Source organism: Roseovarius sp. EL26 (assembly GCF_900327775.1).
GTDB lineage: Bacteria > Pseudomonadota > Alphaproteobacteria > Rhodobacterales > Rhodobacteraceae > Roseovarius.
The window spans coordinates 1977329-2000266 of sequence record NZ_OUMZ01000007.1 but is presented as its reverse complement, the minus strand read 5'-3'; the positions used below and the strand labels follow the sequence as shown (position 1 = coordinate 2000266).

Below are 22938 nucleotides of genomic sequence, written 5' to 3'. Positions count from 1 at the left end.
AGATATGGCAAGAGCAAAGTTTCTCTGCGACGCCGAACGCTGCATTGAATGCAACGCCTGTGTCACGGCCTGTAAGAACGAACATGAGGTCCCCTGGGGTATTAACCGCCGCCGTGTTGTCACCATTGAGGATGGCAAACCCGGCGAACGATCGATCTCAGTGGCTTGCATGCACTGTTCCGATGCACCTTGTATGGCGGTCTGCCCTGTTGACTGCTTTTATCAGAACGAGGACGGGGTGGTTCTTCACTCCAAAGACCTCTGCATCGGCTGCGGTTATTGCTTTTACGCGTGTCCCTTTGGGGCACCGCAATACCCGCAGGCCGGCAGTTTTGGATCACGTGGCAAGATGGACAAATGTACGTTCTGCGCCGGTGGTCCAGAAGACAATAACTCCACCACCGAGTTTCAGAAATACGGCCGCAACCGGATTGCTGAAGGCAAGCTGCCGATCTGCGCCGAGATGTGTTCAACCAAGGCACTTCTGGCCGGTGACGGTGATGTCGTGTCAGCCATCTACCGCGAACGTGTTGTGGCGCGTGGCTTTGGCTCGGGTGCTTGGGGCTGGGGAACAGCCTATGACCAGAAGGGCGGCTAACCCTAGTGGTTATTGATCAAGCGGGTGGGCAGCGTTAGGCGGCCCATCCGATCCGATGGTAATTTCAGGAATGACAGTCATGGTACGCATTCTGCTCGCCTTTTTTCTATCTCTGTTTCTGGCCCTGCCTATCATGGCACAAGAGGCGGATACGTCTGAACGTGTGGCCACGGGTGGGGCGCAGACACTCGAAGACATCATGGCCCGCCAGCGTGGGGAAAAGATTGATGACAGTTTTCGAAGCGGCGCCACAGGAGATCCCGACAGCGCGGCATCGGTGGCCAGCCAGTTAGGTACACTGGGCGGAGCATCTGATCCAGAGGTCTGGCGCGCATTGCGTTATGGCACAGCGGAAGTGACGGTTTCTGCAGGTGGCGATGAAGCGCGCGTTCTGATGCAGGATGGCGGTATGAAGTGGCTGCGCTTTCGAGAGGGCCCTTTGGCTTCCAATGGGGCCTACCTTCTGGGTGGTACTTTGTTGGCGTTGGTGTTGTTCTATCTGATCAGGGGACGTATCCGTATTGAGGGTGAAAAAACCGGACGGACCGTGACCCGCTTTGCCGCGATCGAGCGTTTTGGTCATTGGTTGATGGCGGGATCATTCATTATACTTGGATTTACGGGGTTAATCTCGCTGTTCGGGCGCAAGGTTTTGATCCCTGCTTTTGGGCACGAGTCCTTTTCCTCCATCGCTGTTGGCTCCAAGTGGATCCACAACAATATCTCTTGGGCCTTCATGCTGGGGCTGGCCATGGTTTTTGTGATGTGGGTGATACATAACCTGCCTAATCGCGCAGATCTGAAATGGTTGGCACAGGGGGGCGGACTGCTGAGTAAAGGTGTGCATCCCCCAGCCAATAAGTTCAACGCTGGACAAAAGCTGATCTTCTGGTCGGTCATTCTCTTTGGTGTCTCGATATCGGCATCGGGGCTATCGTTGTTGTTTCCTTACGAGCTGCCGATGTTTGCCAAAACCTTTGGTATTCTGAATCAAACTGGCTTGCCCCAAATTTTGGGATTTGGCGAATTGCCCAACACGCTCGCCCCACAAGAGGAAATGCAATACGCTCAGATGTGGCATGCAATCATGGCTTTTGTGCTTATGGCGATCATCTTTGCGCATATCTATATTGGCTCTGTCGGGATGGAGGGCGCAATGGATGCGATGACCTCTGGCGAGGTTGAGGAACAATGGGCGCGAGAGCACCACAGCCTCTGGTTGGAAGAGTTGGAAGCAGGTCATGACGAAACGCCTGAGGGCAAAGCGACCCCTGCCGAATAGATGCACAAGATCGCGGGCGCCTTTCTGTTCTGGTTGATGGCCACGACGGCCTCAGCCCAAGAATTTACTACGCTCAAAGGTCACGGCGGTCCGGTGATGGATATTGCGATCCATCCAGAAACTGGGCGGGTGGCGACCGCAAGTTTCGACAACTCCATCGGCTTGTGGTTGGGGCGCGTACCTGAGTGGCTGGAAGGTCATGAGGCGGCAGTCACTACGGTACGGTTCATAGATGAAAACCTATTAATGTCAGGCGGTGATGATTTTCGGGCGTTGTTGTGGGCCCCGGGGGAGTTTGGGCCTCTTCAGATTGTGAAGCATAAAGGCAAGATCACGGATGTTGCATTTTGGAGCGAAGGCGGCCTGTTAGCAACGGCTAGCTGGGATGGCACGATAGAAGTTCGCCGGGCGATGGATTTGCAACGAAATAATGAAATAATCGATCCTGCATATGCAAATTCTGTTAGTCTGACCGGTCACGATGCGGGGATAAATGCGGTGGCCTTCACGCCGGATGGGGATGTGTATTCCGCCTCAACCGATGGAACGATCAGATTTTGGGATGTTAGCTTTGAAGGGGTGTCTTCGCGAATTATTACGGAGAACGGGTTTGGTATCAACAAAATGATTGTGAACGCTCGGGCTGGCTGGCTTGCATATGGGGCGGTTGATGGCGTCACCCGAGTGATTGATCCGATAAGTGGGGAAATCTTGCATGATTTCACTCTGGAACGTCGGCCGATCCTGTCGATGGCTTATCATGCGGGCACCGATCAACTCGCAGTGGGAGATGGGCAGGGTTACATTATGATCATTGATACTAGCGCGTGGGAGATCATTCGTGATTTCCGTTCAATGCGCCGTGGCCCGGTATGGGCGTTGGCGTTTTCCCCAGATGGGGCGAAGATCTATGCGGGCGGGATCGAAGATATTGTCTATGCGTGGCCTGTGGCATTGTTAGACACGTTTGACCCTGCGGGTGGTGCAACACGTAGTTTTCTGCAAGATCCGGCCAAGATGTCGAACGGCGAGCGTCAGTTCATGCGCAAATGTTCGATCTGTCACGCCCTCACGCCGCCGCCCTCACGCAAAGCTGGTCCAACGTTATATAATGTTATGGGGCGTCGCGCCGGAACGGTTTCTGGATATAACTATTCGGAAACGCTGCAGGGATCAGATATCGTTTGGTCAGATGATACGATCAATGCTTTATTCGATGAGGGGCCGGATCACTACATTCCGGGATCAAAAATGCCGATGCAGCGGATCACAGAAACCCAAGATCGGCAGGATCTGATTGACTTTTTACGTGGGGCGACCATGGCAGATATTGAACAGGATATCGGGGTGAACGCTGGATCACAGGAGGATCGGAAATGAAAATCATGATCATTGCTTTTGCGATTAGCGTCTTGATCGCTATTGTCGCCAGCGGTGTTTTGTCTGCTACCGGTCAATCCACATCGGAACAGATGACTGGCGATGCCGTTCGGCTGGATGAGGTCACAGAATGATGCAGCAAATTTCTGCGATAAAGCAGACGGGAAAAAACCGCGATGATTACGGTGAAAACCTTGAAACAGCGTCGATTTTGGTAATCGATGATGAACCGGGAATGCGCAACTTTCTGACCAAAATCCTGACGCCGCGTTGCAAGCGGGTGGAACAAGCGCGGTCCGCACGTGAGGCGGCGGAAATTTTGGATCAGGCGCATTTTGATCTGGTCATTCTTGATAATATCATGCCGGAAAAAACTGGGCTGGAATGGTTGTCAGAGCAACGTCGCGTTGGGTTGTTTGCCGATACCATCTTGATCACAGCTTACGCTGACCTAGACACTGCTATTCAGGCTCTGCGCAGTGGGGTGGCGGATTTTGTTTTGAAACCTTTCCGCGCCAATCAGATCCTGAATGCCGTGGCGCGGGCACTGGACCGTAAGCATTTGCGACGCGAAAACTACCTGCTTAAACATGAACTGTCTGAGGGCGGGAATGCCGCTCGCGGACGGCTTTTGGGCAATTCGGCTGCGATCCAGACTGTTCGCGATATGCTGACGCGGCTTGCGCCTATGCCCACCTCTGTGTTGTTCACGGGGGCCAGTGGAACCGGCAAGGAAATTGCCGCACGAACGCTGCACGGGCTGTCTGATCGGGCAGGTAAACCTTTTGTTGCGGTCAATTGCGCTGCCATTTCAGCCGATCACATTGCCGATGAACTGTTTGGCGTGGTGCAGGGGCAAGATTACCGCAAAGACGGGTTATTTTTGCATGCTGACGGTGGAACCTTGTTTCTGGATGAGGTGGCGCAACTGCCTGAACAAGTACAGGCAGCGCTGCTGCGGGTGCTGGAAGATCAGCGCATTCGCCCTTTAGGGGCCGAGCGTGATATTCCGCTGAACCTGCGCTTTTTGTTTGCCACCAATGCCGATTTGGAGGTTGCGGTGGCAGAGGGGCGCTTTCGTGCAGATCTTTATCACCGTATCAATGTTGTCAATATCGCCATGCCGCACCTACATGAGCGGGCAGAAGATATTGTTGAGCTAACCGCCGCATTCATGAGTCAGATTTCCCGCTCACTTGGCATGCCTGCGCTAGAGCTGAACGAAGAGACACTGCTCAAGCTGAGCCGTTATGATTGGCCGGGCAATGTGCGAGAGCTGCGCAACCTGATCGAGCGCTCGGTTATTCTAGGGGCCTTTCCTGCCGAATTTGCAGGGCATGGGAAAATTACTGGGGTTGAGGCGATTGAAACCCTGGAACTGGTCGAACAACGCCATATCCTGAATGTTCTGGATGCTTGTAATGGCAATCGCGCCGAAGCGGCGCGTCGCCTTGGCGTGTCACGCAAAACGGTAGACCGTAAATGTGCAGTTTGGGGGCAGTGATTGCAGATACTGTAGGTCTTTATTGATCTGTCAACAATTTTAATCCCAATAAACCCAATACACCTGCAGCAATGCGATCAATATAGATCTTGGCGCGTAGGTAGCCATAGCTGACCGCTTTGGTGCTCATGCCAAAGGCAAGTGCGGCATAAAACAATACCTCGACGGCCAAGTGGTTGGCGACCACCAACATACTTTCTGGGAAACTCAGGTCACGTGGAAAAATGACCACCAGCACCGCTGCAGAAAAAAGGACGGCTTTGGGGTTGAGGATATTGATCATCATGCCTTGCTTGAACGCGTGGCGTTTAGGCTTTTGCGATGGCTCCACGTCTTTGCGGGCATTGAACCACATTGTGTACGCGATATAGAGAAGATAGATTGCTCCGGCGGTTTTCACGGTGACATAGGCCCATGGAAACAAATCAAAGATCACGTCCAAACCAAGCAGCGCGGTCAATGTCCAGAGTGCGGCCACAGTTGCCAGACCACAGCCGATTGCAATGCCAGCTTTTCGCCCCGAAGCCAGAGTTGTCTTGATCGCGACCAATAGGGCGGGCCCGGGGCTGGCAATGGCAGCAAATAGCGCGAAGTTGAAGGCAAGCAAGTGTTCAATGGTCATGGGATCCTCCAATTTTTACTTGTTGTGATTTCAGAGAAATTGCAGCAGATCCAGCCAATCCACAGAAGTGACCCAAAATTTGTCTGATTTGGGTTTGCTCAGCCTGAAAACAAGGCAAACCCGCGTTCAAACGTCACCCACAACAACCTTGCTTAGGTACGGTAGTTTCAGTTGGAACTTCATTGAGGTTCGCCCCACGGCCCAAAAATGTACGTTCCGCAAGATAGAAGTCGGCAAAGGCCTCCTCGAAATCTGTGGCGACGGATTTGTCAGCCAACCCGGTTGCAATCAATGTGTCTTGCCACGCTTTAACCTTGGGAAAGCTTGCTAAAAAATCATAGCCAGAGCGAGTTTCGATGATCTTTGCCCGGTGTAACAATGGTAGCCATGCAGTATCGACATTACCCATATCGGCGCCATTGAAGTATGGTCCAGCCCCCAGTTTATTCTCCGCCGTTTCAAAGGCTTTGTTAAGTTTGGCGCTGCGTTTCGCCAACGTTTCCTGATCAGCGCTTTGCATGGTGGAACATTGCACCAGATAGTGCTTGCTTGCCTGATAGCTCCAAGCGCGATCAATTGCGCGCTGCTCAGGGCTGACGTTATTCACAAGCGGTGCAGTTACCTCGTCGATATATTCAACGATAGCATCCGATTCAAAAAGCGCTATGCCGTCTTCGGTGACCATCAGCGGCACTTGTCCAGTGGGTGAGATGTCCAAAAACCACTGCGGTTTGTCGCTCAGGTTGATGTATTCTATTTCATACGGAACATTCTTTGCCTCCAACAATGCCGTGACGCGCTGGACGAAGGGGCAGATCTTGAAGCTTATGATTTTGATCATTGGGTGTCTTTCTTTCAAAGGTTACATCCGTAAGACGCGGGCCATTTGAAATAGACGAAAGAAATATCAACAATTCCCGCAATTATCTGATTTTGGGTGGTAATCGGTAATGTGTCCACGCGCATCCAAGGTCAGATGGCAGCAGCTTTCAAACACGTTCCTCAACTCAGACCGGCCCTTTTGTATTCGAGATTTTAGGGTGGAATAGGCTATGCCATGTGCGGCGCCGTAGTCTTTTTGTGACTGTCCTTCGATGTCGATGCTACGCAGCATTTGCGCTGTATCGGTCGGTAATGACGCGAGGAAAGGTTCAATACAGGCCTCAAAATCGCGCAAAACCTGCGTCTCTTCCTCCAGATACCACAGATCGTCCGGGTGGATGTCTTTTGCGCGCCCTTTGGTGCGATAGAAATCGATGATCGTGCGGTGCGCGATTTGAAACAACCAAGCCTGTATTTTTGAAAGGTCTTCCAGTGTGTCAATGCTGGTGACTGTTTTGATTGATATATCTTGCAATAAGTCTTCGACATCGGCTGGATTAGAGACTTTCGAATGTAAAAAGGCTTTGAGGCGGGCGCGATATTGGTGCCAGATTTGTTCTATGGTCATGGTGTCACGGCACCTTGAATTCTGCGGGCAGCCAAATGGTAAACTCCGCACCTTGTTTGGGCAGGTTCCGGACCGTGATCAGTCCACCCGCGGCCTGTATGAGTGTCTGACTGACTGACAGACCCAGCCCGGTCCCTTCCCCCAGCTTAGTGGTGTAAAACGGATCGAAAACCGTGTTTAGCTTTGCCTTGGTAATGCCTGGTCCGGTATCGGAAATGATCAGCTGCGCGCCGTCTTGACCGTCGCGTGTTGCGGTTTGGAGGGTGATTTCCAGCATGCCTTTGTTCTGCATCGCCTGAACAGCATTTATAATCAGATTGATCAGCACCTGCTGGAGCTCTCCGGGATTGATGTGCACGGGGGGCGTTTCATGACGGTCGATCGATACGGAAACTTCGCCCTTGCTGACAACATGGTCCACCAAGACCAGACAATCATCCAAGACATCGCTGATATGAACGTTTTCCTCAAAGGTGCCAAATTCAGTCGGCCGCGCGAATTGTAGCAACTTGCCGACAATGGCGTTGATCCGCCCAACTTGTTGGTCAATCAGGACCAATTCGGTTTTGACCGGCTCTGCCCCATCCTGCAAAATATCGCGGACGACATCGATGTTACCTTGAATGACCGCCACTGGATTGTTGATTTCATGCGCGACCCCTGCGGTGATTTCACCGATCGAGGCGAGTTTTTCGGACATCACAAGCTGTTGGTAGGTGTTTTCCAGTTTTTCGTTCGCATCACGCAGCTCAGCGGTGCGGTCTTCGACGCGAGTGTTCAACTCATCCGCCCAGGACCTGAGCGCGTGATCGCGTTCCTGCACCTGATTGAGCAGCTCATCCAGGTGAGCGGCCACAGCACCGATTTCATCGCGCGCAGGGATCGGTCCAATGCGCGCATTCAGATCACCATCTTCGACACGTTTCATGGTTTTTGTCATGCGTTCCAGTGGGGAGAAAATACCACCAGCCAAACGCAAGAATAGTGGGATCGTAAGAGCTAAAACAACGGCAAACGCCGTGAATATCAGAATATACGCGCTACGTTTTACGGCCTGAAAGGGTGCCTCAAGAAATCCGACGTAAAGCATACCAACGCGGTTTCCGAAGCTGTCGGTCAGGGGCAGGTAGCCTGAGATATACCAATCATTGACAACAAAAGCGCTGGCCAGCCAAGTGCGCCCTTCGGTTAAAACGGTATGGCGGACAATGGCCGAGACGCGCGTGCCCAACGCGCGGGCCCCTTCAAACAGGCGGACGTTGGTCGACACGCGGACATCTTCCAAAAATAGGGTGGCGGTTCCTTGACGCTCTCCGCCGTTAACCTGCGGACGGTAGACCAGCGCGTTGATTGTATCGATGAAGTTCAGATTGCGATTCAAAAGAATGCCGCCGACCAAAACGCCATTGCGTGATGGGGTGCTGACAGGCGTTGCTGTATGGACGACCATACCCCGGTCTTCAACAGTGCGATCTGTTGGGGTCGCGGCCTCTGTTTCGATTAGCGGGAACTGTGCGCGCGCTGCCAGATTTGCAGAATGTTCTGCCAGATCTGTATTTGCGAAAATGTCGATCTCTGTTGTGGATGTTCCATCATGTGCACGTTGTATGACGGGCCACTTTTCGGCTATTTTAAAGGCTTGGTGTGCGTCTAGATAATACAAAAAATCTAGGTTAAGCGCCGCACGATGCCCCGCCAGATAGGTGTGGAATGCGGTTTGGGATTTGTCCGACATATCGCGAAATTCTGCAGATTGAGCCAGTGCCTCAACATCGTCTCCGGTAGTGATCATAATTTGAGTAAGATATTGTTCCGCGATGCGCAGGTCGCTTTCGACGTTGGTAATCAGCAGGTTATCAAAATTTTCCGACCAACGGTTCACGGCAAGCGCAAGCAACAAAGGCATAAGCACGACCAGTGGCAACAGTGCCAATATGAGCAGACGCAGGCGAACGGATTTCATGAGGGATCCCAAAATATCATGTCATACCCAATCTAGATCACTCCGCGCGCCTATGCCAACTCTGTTGATAATCCTAATAAAATCTTCCCCCTAGCATACAACCTGTGGATCGCTTACCTTCACAACATATTCACCTGAGCGTGAGGGAGCGATGTCTGAAAGCGGTCTACAAAAGCTGGCGTTTTTCTTGCTTGTTTTGCTGATATTTTACGTTTCAGTACTCGGAGGCGTGTAATGGCTCAAAAATTTGGGGGTAAATACAGCCCTGATGGCCCTGCTGGTGATAACCCGGCCAAGCCGCGAAATGCCTATAATGGGGCAAATCGCACGCGGATTGGTGGGCGCGTGAACCTGCTGTTTATTGCGCCTTTGCCGTTGATCTATGCCGCATTCACCACCGGCCCGACGGGGCTGGCACTTAATCTGATTGCGCTAGGCTTGTTGCTTTTGGCCGCTTGGATGACACGCGAGGGGCTGAGGGCTGAAGAAGCCTATGAAGCTCGTAAAGTTGCGCGCAGACCGGGTGTGCCGCGCAAGATTTTGGGCAGCGTTTTGACCGGTTTGGGGTTGGCCGTGGCAGGTGTTGCCGCCGGGGCTTCACTGCTTGAGCCAATAATCTATGCCATTACCGGCGCAGTTTTACATTCCTTTGCCTTCGGACTTGATCCGATGAAAAGCAAGGGAATGGAGGGGATAGATACCTTCCAGACTGATCGAGTGGCGCGTGCGGTTGATGCCGCCGAGCAGCATTTGCAAGCGATGACCGATGCGATGAAACGTGTGAATGACCGTCAGGTGAAAACCCGAGTTGAACAGTTTCAAATGACCGCGCGGGACTTGTTTCGCACGGTCGAAGAAGACCCGCGCGACCTGACCGCCGCGCGAAAGTATCTTAGCGTTTATCTAAAGGGCGCGCGGGATGCGACGGTCAAATTTGTTGATATCTTCGGACGCAATGGAGATACAAAGGCCCGCACCGATTATCTGACGCTATTGGATGATCTGGAACAAAACTTTGCCGCACGGACGGAAAAGTTGTTGCTTGATGATCGCAGTGATCTTGAAGTTGAAATTGAAGTGTTGCGCGACCGGTTGGAGCGCGAGGGCCTGAAATCGGCCGGACAGAATGAGTAAGTGAGGGAAATTTATGTCTGAAAATATTCGTCAACAAGCCGAAGCCGCCTTGGCCGAAGTAGAAGAAATCAGCAATGCTGTTCTGCCCGAACCGGTGGCTGCTAATGCGATCATTACCCTAGATCAGGCGGATAGCGCCGTTAGCAATGAGATCAAAACCCGTATGGCTGAGATTGATATGAATGATACAAATTCAATCGTGTCATTCGGCTCATCTGCTCAGGCAGAGTTGCAGGAAATCTCGCAATCTATGCTGCAAGGCGTGCGTAATAAGGATGTTGGTCCCGCGGGTGACAGCCTGCGCAATATTGTGACCACCATTCGTGGATTTTCGGTTAGCGAACTGGATGTTCGCCGCGAGCGCAGCTGGTGGGAAAAATTATTGGGGCGTGCCGCGCCATTTGCGCAGTTCACTGCCCGTTTTGAAGATGTACAGGGTCAGATTGATCGCGTGACAGATGAGCTTTTGGGGCATGAACATACGCTGCTGAAAGATATTAAGTCATTAGATTTACTGTATGAAAAGACCTTGGATTTCTATGATGAACTGGCGTTGTATATCGCAGCAGGTGAAGAAAAACTGAAGGCTCTGGATGAAAAAGACATCCCCGCCAAAGAGGCCGAAGTACAGGCCGCACCTGAAGATCAGCAGGTTATCAAGGCGCAAGAATTGCGTGACCTGCGTGCGGCGCGTGATGACCTTGAGCGCCGGGTGCATGACCTTAAACTGACTCGTCAGGTGACGATGCAGTCGCTGCCGTCCATCCGTTTGGTGCAGGAAAATGACAAATCTCTGGTGACCAAGATCAACTCGACCTTGGTGAATACCGTGCCATTGTGGGAAACGCAGCTGGCGCAGGCGGTCACCATTCAACGCTCAGCGGAGGCTGCAGCTGCGGTTCGTGATGCCAATGATCTGACCAATGAGCTGCTGACCTCCAATGCTGAAAACCTGCGGTCTTCAAACAAGATGATCCGCGAGGAAATGGAACGCGGTGTGTTTGACATCGAAGCGGTGAAACAGGCCAATGCAGACCTGATTGGTACAATCGAGGAAAGCTTGCAGATTGCCGACGAAGGCAAGGCGCGCCGTGCCGCTGCTGAAGAAGATCTTAAGACCATGGAAACTGAATTGCGTGATACGCTGGCCTCCGCAAAATCGCGCCGCGATGGTACCGGAGACAACGCTGGTACCGCCGTTCCTAACGGCTGAACCGATGACGCGCCGCAGGTGGGCAGATAAATGGGCCGGGGGGCTGGCGCTGCTGTTGTTAACGGCATGTGTCACCCCACAACCGCCTGCACCAGCACCTCCTCCTGATCCAGAGGCGGGCGGTTTTGGCACGCAAGCGCCGGTCCGGCCTTCTGAACAAAGCCTGGCTTTGGCACGGTATTATGGTCGCGTGCAGGCGGATTTATTGGTGCAAGGCTTGTTGCGCGTTGATGGTGGCGGTGTGGATACGCCGTTTACTGATACGGACCTGGTGCGAAACTTTGACCGTATTGCATTCTATGATGAATATGCCCCCAATGGCGGTTTTGCAAAGGGATCTGAGCAAGCAGGGGGGTTGCGCAAATGGGCCGGGCCGGTGCGGTTGGGCATTGAATTTGGCGGCTCTGTGCCACAGGCGCAGCGCGATCTTGATACACAGGTGGTACAGGATTATTCGCGGCGGCTGGCGCGCATAACCGGGCACCCGATCAGTGTTGGTAATGCGCGTTCGGCGAATTTCCACGTTCTGTTCATGGGCGAAGATGACCGGACAGAGGCTGTCACTCGCATCAAACAGATTGAGCCAGGTGTAAATGCAGCAACCCTTGGTATGATCCAACGTTTGCCACGGTCGATCCATTGTATCGTAGTGGCATTTGCCGCACAAGAAAACAGCCGAACCTATCGTAGTGCGGTCGCCTTGATCCGAGCCGAGCATCCGAACCTGACCCGCAAATCCTGTGTCCACGAGGAATTGGCGCAAGGGTTGGGATTGGCGAATGACAGCCCCAAGGCCCGCCCGTCGATCTTTAATGACGACGACGAGTTTGCGTTACTCACAACTCATGACGAAATGCTGCTGAAGATGTTGTACGATCCGGATTTGCATGTTGGCATGAAACGCGAAGAGGTGCTGCCTTTAATTCGGGAGATGGCCGCAGAGTTAACCGAAGGACCACCGGGAAGTTAGGGCGGGCGCTGACCATAGAAAACCGTGATTTGCACGAAGCAAGATCACCAGAGATAAGAGTTTGCTGGCGTAAGCCGAAAGGGAGATAAAAATGGGTATTTTTGATTTTCTGACTGGAGAATTTATTGATGTCATCCATTGGGTGGATGATACCCGTGATACCATGGTCTGGCGATTTGAGCGTGAAAGCCACGAAATCAAATACGGCGCCAAGCTGACGGTGCGCGAAGGGCAGGCCGCTGTTTTTGTGCATGAGGGGCAGTTGGCCGATGTCTTCACGCCGGGGCTTTATATGTTGGAAACCAATAACATGCCAGTGTTGACCACGCTGCAACATTGGGATCATGGCTTCAAGTCACCGTTCAAATCTGAGATTTATTTCGTCAACACCACGCGCTTCAATGATCTAAAATGGGGTACGAAAAATCCGATCATGCTACGGGATCCTGAATTTGGACCAACTCGCATCCGAGCTTATGGCACTTATTCGGTACGTGTAGTCGACCCGGCGCGGTTTTTGGTGGAGATTGTCGGCACCGACGGCGAATTTACTATGGATGAGATCAGTTATCAGATCCGCAATATCATTGTGCAGGAATTCTCACGTGTGATTGCCAGCTCTGGCATTCCGGTGCTGGATATGGCGGCGAACACGGCAGACCTGGGCAAACTGGTCGCCACGGCGATTTCACAGACCATCGCTGAATATGGCCTGTCGATTCCTGAGTTGTATATCGAAAATATTTCGTTGCCCCCTGCCGTGGAAGAGGCGTTGGATAAGCGCACATCGATGGGACTGGCGGGTGATTTGGGCAAGTTCACCCAATATTCCGCAGCCGAAGCCATGACTGAAGCGGCGAAAAACCCAAATGGTGGCGGTGGAATGGGCGCTGGCCTTGGTATGGGAATGGGCATGGCGATGGCGCAGCAGATGTCGGGTGGACAAGGGCCTTGGGGCGCGCGTCCGGCAGCCACAGCGGAGCCACAAGCCTCTGCGCCACCTCCTCCACCGCCGGTTGAACACGTCTGGCATGTCGCCGAGAATGGTGAAACGCATGGACCATATTCCAAGGCGGCATTAGGCCGTATGGCTGGCGAAGGTAAACTGAACCGGGAAAGCCATGTCTGGACTGCTGGTCAAGATGGTTGGAAACGGGCTGAAGATGTGACCGAGCTTGCCCAACTCTTTACAGTCATGCCGCCACCGCCGCCTGCAGGATGACAGTACAATATGCATCATGGTGCTGCGGATACTTGAGATAGGTTTTTAGGTCATGGCAGAAACACCACCAATGTCTCCACCACTGTCATCGGCTGATGTCGAAGAACTACATCGCTTTCCCTGCGAGCAGTGCGGTTCGGATTATGCGTTCTCGCCATCTGACGGGCGGTTGGTTTGCGATCACTGTGGCCATGCCGAAGATGTCGCACAGATGCAACCTTGGGGTCGGACGCATGCTGAACTTGATCTGCGTGCTGCTCTTGCGGATCAATTGCCGCGTCAGGAAATTGAAGATACCCGTGTCCTGCAATGTTCTAGCTGCGGAGCGCAGGTGACGCTGGATTTAGACTCGCAGGCCTCGGAATGCCCGTTTTGCGCCACGCCGGTTGTAACGGATACCGGCACCCATCGCCATATTAAGCCGCGGGCAGTTCTGCCGTTTTCTTTGGATGAGCGCACTGCGCGCGGTGCAATGACCGACTGGTTGGGGCGGCTTTGGTTTGCACCCAACGGGTTGAAAGAGTACGCCCGTAAAGGCCGAAAGATGAATGGCATCTATGTGCCGTACTGGACTTTTGATGCAGATAGTAAATCCACTTATCAGGGGGAACGTGGGACGGTTTACTATGAAACCCGCACTGTGATGCGCGATGGTAAACGGCAACAGGTTCAGGTGCCAAAGGTGCGTTGGCGTCCTACCTCTGGTCGGGTGGCACGGTTCTTTGACGATGTGCTGATTCTGGCATCAAAGTCTTTGCCAAAGAAGTTCACCGACGCGCTGGCCCCCTGGGACTTGTCCTCGCTTGAGCCTTATCGCCCTGAATATCTGGCCGGCTTTCAGGCTGAGGGCTACACCGTTGAGCTGGAAGATGGATTTCAGGAAGCGCGCCAGTTGATGGACAAGGTGATCGTTCGGGATGTGAAGTTTGACATTGGCGGAGACCGCCAGCGGATTCACGATGTTCGAACCGAACTGAATGACCTTACCTTTAAACACATTTTGTTGCCGGTTTGGCTGGCGGCCTACAAATATCGCGGTCAGACCTATCGCTTTGTTGTTAACGGTTGCACGGGTCGGGTGCAGGGCGAGCGGCCCTATTCGGCTTGGAAAATCACCGTGGCGGTTGTGTTGGGGCTGCTGGCCGCAGTGGTTGTTGGATATGTTCTGGCGACCAGTCAAGGCGGGTATTGATCGCACACAAAAAAACAGCGCCGGAAATCGGCGCTGTTTCTGCTCGATCTGGCAAGGAGATCAGTCCCAACCGACCTGATTAAAGATAGCCTGTGCTGCTTTTGCATTTTCACTAAAGGCAGCGGTGTTGGTGGTTGTATCTGGCTTGTACTCACCTAGACGCTCGGTGTCTTCGTCACCGGTTGCGCCTGTCACTGCAGGATATTCGTTGTTGTTGTTTGCAAAGATCTGCTGGGCATAGTCGCTGGTCAGGAATTCCAGAAGCTGAATTGCTTCCTCAGAATTGGGTGACGCTTTGGTCATTGCAGCAGTAGCCAAATTGACGTGTACACCGCGGTCGTCTTGGTTTGGCCAGACCCAGCCAACGTTTTCAACGCCATCGGTCAACCCTTTAACATCTTTGTCAAAGGCACGCAGGAAGTAATAGTGGTTGGCCACAACCACATCACACTCGCCTGATACCAAACCGCGAAGCTGATCAGTGTCACCTCCTTGCGGTGGGCGCGCCATGTTGTCCACGATGCTGGCAGCCCAGTCTTTGGCACCTTCTTCGCCATGAGTGGCAATCAATGAGGCCAGCAGGGACTGGTTATAGATGTTCGAGGATGAGCGGATGCAAACTTTGCCCTGCCACTCTGGCTTGGCCAGATCTTCGTAGGTCTGTGGTGGGTTCTCGACTCGGTCTTTGGCGTAAAAGATGATGCGTGCACGTTGCGACAGGCCAAACCACAGATTTCCAGGGTGGCGCAGGTGGGCAGGCACACGCTCGGCGATAACGTCTGAGGTCACGGGTTGTAGAACGCCAGCCTCTTCAGCGCGGGCGATACGGCCCACATCGACGGTCAGCAGTACGTCAGCCGGGCTGTTGTCGCCTTCGGCCTCCAGACGTGCGATAAGTTCGTCTGCTTTGGCTTCAATCCGGTTGACGGTAATACCGGTTTCTTCGGTGAACTTTTCATAGATAGCAGCGTCAGAATCGTAATGACGGCTAGAGTAGACGTTGACCTCTTGTGCTATGGCCTGTCCGCTTAAGACGGCAATGAAGGCCGCCAATGTCAGTGAAGATTGAAAAGAAGGGCGCATGGATGCTTCCATTTCCTGATTGATTTTATCAGAAACAGGTTTCTATTTTCTGACTGAAAGAGTCAATAAAAGAATGAGGCATTTTCAAAAATACGCCGACCCACCTAATTAACTTGATTTTTCCCTGCGTAGTGCGGAAAGCGATGTGCTGAAAACAAAGAAGACAGCGGCACAGCAAACGATTGTGGGCCCTGTTGGAGTGTCGTGCCACAGCGATGTTTGCAGCCCCGTCAAAACGGCGGCTATTGCAACAAGCGTGGCAATCAGCATCATTGCAAGCGGTGTGCGTGACATCGCTCGTGCTGTGGCAGCGGGAATGATCAACATTGCGGTGATCAACAAAACACCCACAACCTTGATCGCCACCGCGACGACAATGGCCAAAGACAGAGTCAGGATTAACTGCTCGCGGCGTGGGTTGATGCCGCTTGCATAAGCCAGGTCACTGCTGAGCGTGGATAGCAGCAGGGCGTTGCGGCGCCAAACCAGCAACCCAAGCACCAGCGCAGCGCCGCCCCAGATGACTGCCAGATCGGTCTTATTGACCGCCAGAATATCGCCAAACAGATAAGCCATAATGTCGATCCGGACATTGGGTAAAAACGAAACCGCGACCAGACCAAAGGCGAGTGCGGAATGCGATAGCACACCCAGCAGCGTGTCCATAGCAAAGCCGCGATCAGATAGGTTGGCCACCAACGCAGCCATGGCCAGCGCGATGAACAATGCTCCGGTAAAGATGCTGATGTTGAACGCCAGCGATAGCGCGACGCCTAAAATGGCGGCATGCGCTGTGGCATCACCGAAATAAGCCATACGGCGCCAGACTACAAAACACCCCAAAGGCGCGGCAGCCAACGCGACACCAAGGCCCGCCAGCAGGGCGCGGATCATGAAATCATCAAGCATGTTGATGCCCTTCATGTGAGGTGCAATCGTGATGGTCATGATCATGGTCGTGCCGGTACAGCGCCAGTGTGCCCTGTGTCCCTGTACCAAAGATCGCGCGGTATTCCGGAGCCGAGGCGACAACTTCGGGCTTACCTTCGCAGCAGACATGACCATTCAGGCAGATCACCCGGTCGCTTGTGCTCATCACCACGTGCAATTCGTGACTTACCATCAATACCGAACAGCCAGTGTTTTGGCGCACCTCTTCGATGTGGCGATAAAAGTCGGCAGATCCGGGTTGGTCCAATCCCTGCGTGGCCTCATCAAGGATCAACAGATCAGGCTGTTCTAATAGGGCCCGCGAGAGCAGCACTCGTTGAAGCTGCCCTCCGGACATCGATGATAGTTGCTTGGCGCCTAGATCTGGTAATCCGGCAAGATCCAGAGCCTGCTGAATACGCGAAGCGGCGTGGCGGGTCGGAAGATTCAAAAAAGCAGAAACGGTCATAGGCAATGTTGCATCAACATGCAGTTTTTGTGGCACATAGCCGATGCGTAAATCGTCCGCCCTGCTGATCCGTCCTTTTGTTGGTTGCAGGGCTCCGATGATGGTTTTCAGCAAAGTTGATTTTCCTGAACCATTGGGGCCGACGATTGTGACGATCTCACTCGGCTTAACATGCAGGTTCACATTGCTCAGGATGTTTTGGCCACCCAAAGTGATGTCGAGGTTCTCAACGGAAAGCAACGCCATTGTCAGGCTTGTGATTTGCATTTGGGGCACAGGCCGATCACCTCGACCACGGCTTGTTCGACCTCAAACTCCACCTCTCGCACTGCCTTTCCCAAAAGATTCTTTGCGGCTTCCATGTGAGTTTCAACCACCTTGTCGCAGTCCCGGCAGATTAGAAAAGCTGGCATGTGCTGCTCACCTGGATGCATGCAGGCAGTGAAGGCATTCAAGCGCTCGATTTTATGGGCGAATCCGTGTTGCACTAAAAAATCGAGCGCGCGATAGGCAACCGGTGGCTGCGAGCCAAAGCCCTCGTCACGCAGGACTTCTAGAATGTCATAGGCGCCCATAGCGCGGTGACGCTCCAGCAAAATCTCAAGCACGCGTTTGCGGATCGGCGTGAGTTGTAGTTTTTGTTGTTCACAAAAAGCCTGTGCAGCGTTTAGTGCACTTTCAATGCAGCTGTGATGATCGTGCTGGGCAAATCCGACGTGTTCCATCGTGCATCCTGAAGGTTATGATTTGGGCTTGATAGGTGATAATATAACGTATAGCAAGCGTCTCATGTTATAACATATCACTGGATTCGACATGTATCATAAGTTCTCCGTCCTGCTGTTTGGTGTGGTATCAGGCATGGCCCATGCTGAAGCCCCCAAAGTTGTGACCGACATCGCCCCGGTTCATTCACTTGTGTCGCGTGTCATGCAAGGGGTAGGGGAACCAACGCTGATTATCCGGCCAGAGGCCTCCCCACATGGTTATTCATTACGCCCCACTGAAGCTGCGGCAATCCAGGATGCAGACCTTATGGTTTGGATGGGGCCAGAACTTACACCGTGGCTCGAAGATAAACTGCATACGTTGATGCAGACGGGCGAAAACCTGTCTTTACTTGAGGTACCTGACAGTATTGTTCTGACCTATCGCCAAGGCCACGGGTTCGGATCGCACGAGCATGGTGAGGATCATGGTGATGAAGAAGCTGGTCACGATGACCACGAAGAAGAGAACCATGATGATCACGCCGAAGACCATGGCGAAGCAGATGGTGAGCACACTGATCATGACGAACATGATGATCATGCAGATGAAACCCATGCCGATCACGAAGCTGAAGGCCATAATCCGCACACCTGGCTTGACCCGGTTAACGCCCAAGTCTGGCTGAAGCACATCGCGACACATTTGGCTGAAATTGACCCCGAAAATGCTGAGATGTACCAGATGAATGCTGAGGCTGGGCAGGCCGAAATGGAGATACTGCTTAGTGATGTTAACAAACAGCTACGCCCTGCCAGAGGTAAGCCCTATTTGGTGTTTCACGATGCCTATCAATATTTCGAGTCGCGGTTTGAAGTTCCGGCACAAGGTGCCATTGCACTGGGCGATGCCAGTACACCGGGACCCGCGCGCGTTGCTGCGCTTCACGAAGTGGCGCAGGAAACAGGGGCGGCCTGTATTTTCTCAGAGCCGCAGTTCGATCCTAAGATCGCGCGTTCGGTTTTCGGGGATGGCGTTACAATTGCGGTGCTTGACCCCATTGGTCAAGGTTTGCCGGCCGGGGCTGACTTGTATCCACAATTGATTCGGAATTTGGCGCAAAATCTGGCCGATTGTCTGGGGTAATAAATTTTCCGACCCACCGTTACGCTTGCGTAGGGCTGTAAAGATTCGCATGCTATGCACAATGAATATTGTGCCATAATGTGCGCTACAGGGAGGATAATATATGACATTTGCGTCTTTGCAGGATGCGCTTGCGATTCAGCAGGAAATGCCATGGGAGGAACGGGACCGCCCGGCAACGCTCTATCAGATGTTGAGCAACACGGTGCAGGCGTTTCCAGATCGCCCTGCCATCAGCTATCAGTTGATGTCGGGTGCAACCGACAAGGCGCAAACCCTGACGTGGAAGGGCTTTCACGATCAGGTCTGTCAGGCTGCAAATCTGTTTCGATCCCTTGGGGTTGGGGAACAGGACGTTGTGGCGTTAGTGCTGCCCAATTGTCTTGAAACGGCATCGGCGACTATTGGCGGTGCCATCGCCGGGATTGTAAACCCGATCAACCCGCTGCTTGAGCCTGAACAGATCTCGGCCATCCTGCGTGAAACCAATGCTAAGGTCGTGGTCACCCTTAGAGGATTTCCAAAAACAGACATCGCGCAAAAAACGCATGAAGCGGTGCAATCCGCGCCGAATGTAAAAACCGTTCTAGAGATTGACCTCAACCGTTATTTGAACCCACCCAAAAGCTGGATTGTGCCGTTGATCCGGCCAAAGGTGGCCGTTCAACACAGCGCCGATGTGCGCGACTTCAACAAGGAAACAGCGAAACAGGCGACAAGCCTCTCGTTTGCAGATTCCATTGGGGACAGGGTCGCGGCCTATTTCCATACTGGTGGCACAACCGGCATGCCGAAAGTGGCACAACACCGTTATTCTGGCATGATTTATAACGGTTGGCTTGGCGATACGCTCTTGTTCGATGAACACGATATCATCATGTGTCCATTGCCGTTGTTCCATGTTTTCGCCTGCCACGTGATCTTGATGGCGATGATTAAATCCGGTGCTCACGTCGTGTTTCCAACACCTGCAGGATACCGTGGTGATGGTGTGTTCGATAATTTCTGGAAGCTGTGCGAACGCTGGAAAATCTCGTTTGTGATCACCGTTCCAACGGCTGTGTCTGCCCTGATGCAGCGCGAGGTGGATGCGGATGTTTCTACTGTCAAAAACGCGTTCTCCGGTTCGGCCCCGATGCCACTTGAGTTGTTCAACCGATTTGAAGCCGCTACAGGCATGACCGTGATCGAAGGGTACGGCCTGACCGAGGCGACCTGCCTTGTATCCTGTAACCCGCCAACAGGTGAAAAGAAGGTTGGATCGGTGGGTGTGCCTTTGCCCTATACTGATGTCAAAATTTTCGACGCTACCCCTGAAGGGCCGGTGGAGTGTGGCGCCGACATAGTGGGCGAAATCTGCATCTCGAACCCCGGCGTTTATGACGGCAACACCTACACCGAGGCCGAGAAAAATCGCGATCTATATCATCACGAGAAATATCTGCGCACGGGTGACTTGGGCCGGATTGACGAAGATGGTTATCTGTGGATCACTGGCCGCGCCAAGGATCTTATCATTCGCGGCGGTCACAACATTGACCCTGCCGAGATCGAAGAGGCGTTGATGGCGCATGACCAGGTTGCCATTGCGGGGGCAATTGGCCAACCCGATGCCCATGCAGGTGAAATACCTTGCGTCTATGTCGAGTTGATCGAGGGCGGCACCGCAACTGCGGATGAGCTGATGGCACACTGCAAAGAGCATGTGCATGAACGCGCCGCTGTTCCAAAACATGTCGAGGTCATGCCAGAGTTGCCAAAAACAGCTGTTGGCAAGGTGTTCAAACCAGACCTGCGCAAACGGGCGATCACCCGGATTTACAACGCTGCCCTGGATAAAGCAGGCATAGCCGCTCAGGTGGTCGAAGTGATCGATAGTAAAAAGCGTGGTCTTGTTGCACAGGTGCAAAAAATCGGCGATCTGGATGAGGAGCAGCTTGGCCATGTTCTGGGGCAATTCGTCCGCCCATGGGAATGGGCTGAATAACTCCCTGAAAACGCGTGCCGCTGCCCAGGCTATCTGTCATGGTAGCGGCATGATTCTGACAGGAGTTCCCAAATGATCACACAAGATGATTTCCGCCTGAATCCCAATCCGCCCACTATGGTTCCCTCGGATATCACCGAGGTTAAGGCGTTTACGACGGCCGACAAGACCGAGCTGATTGCCGAAGCCTTTGCCACCGATGATGAATCTGTTCTGGCAGGTGTGTGGGAATGCGCCCCTTGCCGGGAAGAGATCGCGGCCTATCCAGTGCATGAAATGATGACGCTTATTTCGGGGGCCTTGTCATTGACCCACTCCGATGGTCGGACTGAAACCTTCAAGGCGGGGGATACGTTCTTTATTGCCAAGGGGTCACCGGTAATTTGGGAAATCACTGAACGTCTGCGCAAATATTATATGATCACCAGCTGATTTGCCGTTGTTTTACCCTTAAGGGATATGGGGGTGAAGATTGCATTGATCCTGTTTTTTGTTAGCATTCAATCGTCCACATGAGTGAGGGAGGGTTGGATGCATATTAGGCGCTATCACGACCGAACGCGTGGACCCATCTTTGCCCTGCAAACGTGTTTGCAGGGCTGATCAAAAGACACTCACGTCACACTGATCTGGCCCTATAGCAGCCGCATGGCTGTACCTGACAGATTGAAAGACGTGATTTATGATTTTCCAAGCAACAGAACTTATGGGCATCTACCGCCGAGCCGTCCCTTTGGGGCTGGCCAATATGTCTTTGGCAGGGCTGGTGTTCACCGACACGATGATGTTGGGTCAGCATGATCTGACCGCGATGGCCGCTGCCAGCGTGATGATGCAGATGTATCTGATTCTACTGGTATTGGGAGAAGGCATCGTTTTTGGCTTTGGCCCAATTTACGGTCGCTATCATTCCAATCCTGATTCCGACCGGCACATAGATGTTGTTGCGACCGCGGTTAGGCTTTTGGCTATTTATGCACTAATGGGCGCGTTGATATTGATGCAAACCGGTTGGATTGTGAGTGAGGTAGTTGGCCCATCAAATACCGCGCGAGATGCGCAGACCTATGTCATGCTACTTGGGGTCGCACTTTTGCCCAACCTACTGTTCATCATCTGCTGGGAGCTTCTGGCCTTTGAGCAGCACGAGCGCCTGGTGCTGGGCGGGGCACTTGTGCAGTTTGTGACCAACGCATTGGTCAACTATGTCCTGATCTTCGGTGCCTTTGGTATTCCGGGCTATGGCTTGATTGGTGCGGGGATCGCAACGCTGATGTCTTCAACCGTGGGGCTGGTGGTGATGGCCATCGCCTGCCGGAGGACCGTGCACGGAGTGCCGTCAATCCGGGCTGTTCTCGTTCGTAAAGTTGCCGGGGGAATTTCATATGCACTCGAAATCCTTCGTATTGGCCTGCCTGTGGGGTTGATGATTATGGCGACGATTGGATTTCTTAGCCTGTCGTTGCTATTGATGGCGCGGTTTGGAACCCAAGCTGTCGCCGCTCATAGCGCAGTCATGCAGGTGAGCGAGGTATTGGTAGTCTTCGCACTTGGTTTTGGTGATTTTGCGGCCATCCACTTTGCATCTCTCAGGGCGGTGAACCGCCAAAGGGCACAGATCGAATTGGTCAAAATATTGCGTGCGGCATTGGTGTTGTTTGTACCGGTCATAACCGGCTTGTTTGTTGTGCGCTCTCTTATTGCGCGGGTGTTTTTTGACGCGGATGATGTGTTATTTGCAGAAGTTCAGACTCAAGTTCAGGTTTTGGCAGCGGTTTCTCTTCCCTCACTTATATTCAGCCTTGTGCTTATGGTGCTTCAGGGCAGCCTGCGCGGCCGGGGGATTACAACCAGGCCAGCGATCATTGTGCTGTTTTGTTATTGGGGTATAGCCGTGCCGCTGCAATTTATCTTGTTGCGTGCTGAGGGCGCAGGGCCATTAGTGATATGGATCGGGCTGGTTTCGGGCTTTGTGCTGGCGACCATCGCTTTGGCGGCTTGTTGGTGTTTATTTTTCCCACAAAAAGACCCGATGGTCACGACGGAGTGCTCGCACTGATATAAAAAAGCCCAGCTATTTTAAGC

22 protein-coding genes are annotated in these 22938 nt (G+C 52.9%); 14 read left to right on the top strand and 8 right to left on the bottom strand.

Features of this window, described 5'->3' with window-relative positions:
- The first annotated feature begins 4 nt into the window (after nucleotides 1-4).
- From fdh3B to D9A02_RS17855, 5 genes are all read left to right on the top strand, one after another.
- Nucleotides 5-598: a formate dehydrogenase FDH3 subunit beta gene (fdh3B, locus tag D9A02_RS17870; RefSeq protein ID WP_120502224.1), complete on the top strand. Its 594-nt coding sequence runs from the start codon at nucleotides 5-7 to the stop codon at nucleotides 596-598.
- Between the two features lie 79 nt (nucleotides 599-677).
- The gene (locus D9A02_RS17865; RefSeq protein WP_120502616.1) at nucleotides 678-1880 is read left to right on the top strand and encodes a formate dehydrogenase subunit gamma; all 1203 of its coding nucleotides are present in this window, start codon (nucleotides 678-680) and stop codon (nucleotides 1878-1880) included.
- Nucleotides 1881-3260, top strand: coding sequence for a c-type cytochrome (locus tag D9A02_RS17860; protein WP_120502223.1), 1380 nt, complete (start codon nucleotides 1881-1883; stop codon nucleotides 3258-3260).
- On the top strand, nucleotides 3257-3394 hold the full coding sequence (locus D9A02_RS19275; protein WP_162933124.1) for a hypothetical protein: 138 nt from the start codon (nucleotides 3257-3259) through the stop codon (nucleotides 3392-3394). Before D9A02_RS17860 ends, D9A02_RS19275 begins: the two co-directional genes overlap by 4 nt.
- Nucleotides 3391-4764, top strand: a complete 1374-nt coding sequence (locus D9A02_RS17855) for a sigma-54 dependent transcriptional regulator (RefSeq protein WP_120502222.1) — start codon at nucleotides 3391-3393, stop codon at nucleotides 4762-4764. The genes D9A02_RS19275 and D9A02_RS17855 overlap by 4 nt, the downstream gene beginning before the upstream one ends.
- A gap of 19 nt (nucleotides 4765-4783) precedes the next feature.
- On the opposite strand, the gene D9A02_RS17850 is transcribed toward D9A02_RS17855, so the two are convergent.
- The 4 genes from D9A02_RS17850 to D9A02_RS17835 form a co-directional block, all read right to left on the bottom strand.
- Nucleotides 4784-5386, bottom strand: coding sequence for a LysE family translocator (locus D9A02_RS17850; RefSeq protein WP_120502221.1), 603 nt, complete (start codon nucleotides 5384-5386; stop codon nucleotides 4784-4786).
- A gap of 133 nt (nucleotides 5387-5519) precedes the next feature.
- Entirely contained in the window at nucleotides 5520-6227 is a 708-nt protein-coding gene (locus D9A02_RS17845; RefSeq protein ID WP_120502220.1) for a glutathione S-transferase family protein, read from the bottom strand.
- A gap of 66 nt (nucleotides 6228-6293) precedes the next feature.
- Complete coding sequence (gene sigZ / locus D9A02_RS17840; protein ID WP_120502219.1) at nucleotides 6294-6836, bottom strand: RNA polymerase sigma factor SigZ; 543 nt, start codon at nucleotides 6834-6836, stop codon at nucleotides 6294-6296.
- A gap of 4 nt (nucleotides 6837-6840) precedes the next feature.
- Nucleotides 6841-8799: a cache domain-containing protein gene (locus D9A02_RS17835; protein ID WP_120502218.1), complete on the bottom strand. Its 1959-nt coding sequence runs from the start codon at nucleotides 8797-8799 to the stop codon at nucleotides 6841-6843.
- Between the two features lie 234 nt (nucleotides 8800-9033).
- Here D9A02_RS17835 and D9A02_RS17830 point away from each other — a divergent pair, with 234 nt between their 5' ends.
- From D9A02_RS17830 to D9A02_RS17810, 5 genes are all read left to right on the top strand, one after another.
- Nucleotides 9034-9933 (top strand): 5-bromo-4-chloroindolyl phosphate hydrolysis family protein, encoded by a 900-nt coding sequence (locus tag D9A02_RS17830; protein WP_120502217.1) that lies wholly within the window; start codon nucleotides 9034-9036, stop codon nucleotides 9931-9933.
- A gap of 13 nt (nucleotides 9934-9946) precedes the next feature.
- Complete coding sequence (locus tag D9A02_RS17825; protein WP_120502216.1) at nucleotides 9947-11146, top strand: toxic anion resistance protein; 1200 nt, start codon at nucleotides 9947-9949, stop codon at nucleotides 11144-11146.
- A gap of 4 nt (nucleotides 11147-11150) precedes the next feature.
- The gene (locus D9A02_RS17820) at nucleotides 11151-12116 is read left to right on the top strand and encodes a DUF2927 domain-containing protein (protein ID WP_120502215.1); all 966 of its coding nucleotides are present in this window, start codon (nucleotides 11151-11153) and stop codon (nucleotides 12114-12116) included.
- Nucleotides 12117-12207: 91 nt separating this feature from the next.
- On the top strand, nucleotides 12208-13338 hold the full coding sequence (locus tag D9A02_RS17815) for an SPFH domain-containing protein (RefSeq protein ID WP_120502214.1): 1131 nt from the start codon (nucleotides 12208-12210) through the stop codon (nucleotides 13336-13338).
- A gap of 52 nt (nucleotides 13339-13390) precedes the next feature.
- Complete coding sequence (locus tag D9A02_RS17810) at nucleotides 13391-14530, top strand: TFIIB-type zinc finger domain-containing protein (protein ID WP_120502213.1); 1140 nt, start codon at nucleotides 13391-13393, stop codon at nucleotides 14528-14530.
- A 60-nt stretch (nucleotides 14531-14590) separates the two neighbouring features.
- Here D9A02_RS17810 and D9A02_RS17805 read toward each other — a convergent pair whose 3' ends face one another.
- The 4 genes from D9A02_RS17805 to D9A02_RS17790 all read right to left on the bottom strand — a co-directional run bounded on the left by D9A02_RS17805 (nucleotide 14591) and on the right by D9A02_RS17790 (nucleotide 17737).
- Nucleotides 14591-15613, bottom strand: a complete 1023-nt coding sequence (locus tag D9A02_RS17805; protein ID WP_120502212.1) for a Fe(3+) ABC transporter substrate-binding protein — start codon at nucleotides 15611-15613, stop codon at nucleotides 14591-14593.
- Nucleotides 15614-15721: 108 nt separating this feature from the next.
- Complete coding sequence (locus D9A02_RS17800) at nucleotides 15722-16522, bottom strand: iron chelate uptake ABC transporter family permease subunit (RefSeq protein ID WP_120502615.1); 801 nt, start codon at nucleotides 16520-16522, stop codon at nucleotides 15722-15724.
- A complete protein-coding gene (locus tag D9A02_RS17795; RefSeq protein ID WP_120502211.1) occupies nucleotides 16515-17258 on the bottom strand; it encodes a metal ABC transporter ATP-binding protein in 744 nt (247 codons plus the stop codon). Before D9A02_RS17795 ends, D9A02_RS17800 begins: the two co-directional genes overlap by 8 nt.
- Before the next feature lie 2 nt (nucleotides 17259-17260).
- Nucleotides 17261-17737, bottom strand: coding sequence for a Fur family transcriptional regulator (locus D9A02_RS17790; protein WP_120502210.1), 477 nt, complete (start codon nucleotides 17735-17737; stop codon nucleotides 17261-17263).
- 91 nt (nucleotides 17738-17828) lie between these two features.
- Here D9A02_RS17790 and D9A02_RS17785 point away from each other — a divergent pair, with 91 nt between their 5' ends.
- The 4 genes from D9A02_RS17785 (at nucleotide 17829) to D9A02_RS17770 (ending at nucleotide 22912) form a co-directional block, all read left to right on the top strand.
- Nucleotides 17829-18866, top strand: a complete 1038-nt coding sequence (locus D9A02_RS17785; protein ID WP_120502209.1) for a zinc ABC transporter substrate-binding protein — start codon at nucleotides 17829-17831, stop codon at nucleotides 18864-18866.
- A 103-nt stretch (nucleotides 18867-18969) separates the two neighbouring features.
- Nucleotides 18970-20853, top strand: a complete 1884-nt coding sequence (locus D9A02_RS17780) for an acyl-CoA synthetase (protein ID WP_120502208.1) — start codon at nucleotides 18970-18972, stop codon at nucleotides 20851-20853.
- Nucleotides 20854-20925: 72 nt separating this feature from the next.
- Nucleotides 20926-21285, top strand: coding sequence for a cupin domain-containing protein (locus D9A02_RS17775; RefSeq protein WP_120502207.1), 360 nt, complete (start codon nucleotides 20926-20928; stop codon nucleotides 21283-21285).
- Nucleotides 21286-21535: 250 nt separating this feature from the next.
- Nucleotides 21536-22912, top strand: coding sequence for an MATE family efflux transporter (locus D9A02_RS17770; RefSeq protein WP_120502206.1), 1377 nt, complete (start codon nucleotides 21536-21538; stop codon nucleotides 22910-22912).
- Nucleotides 22913-22938: the final 26 nt, after the last annotated feature.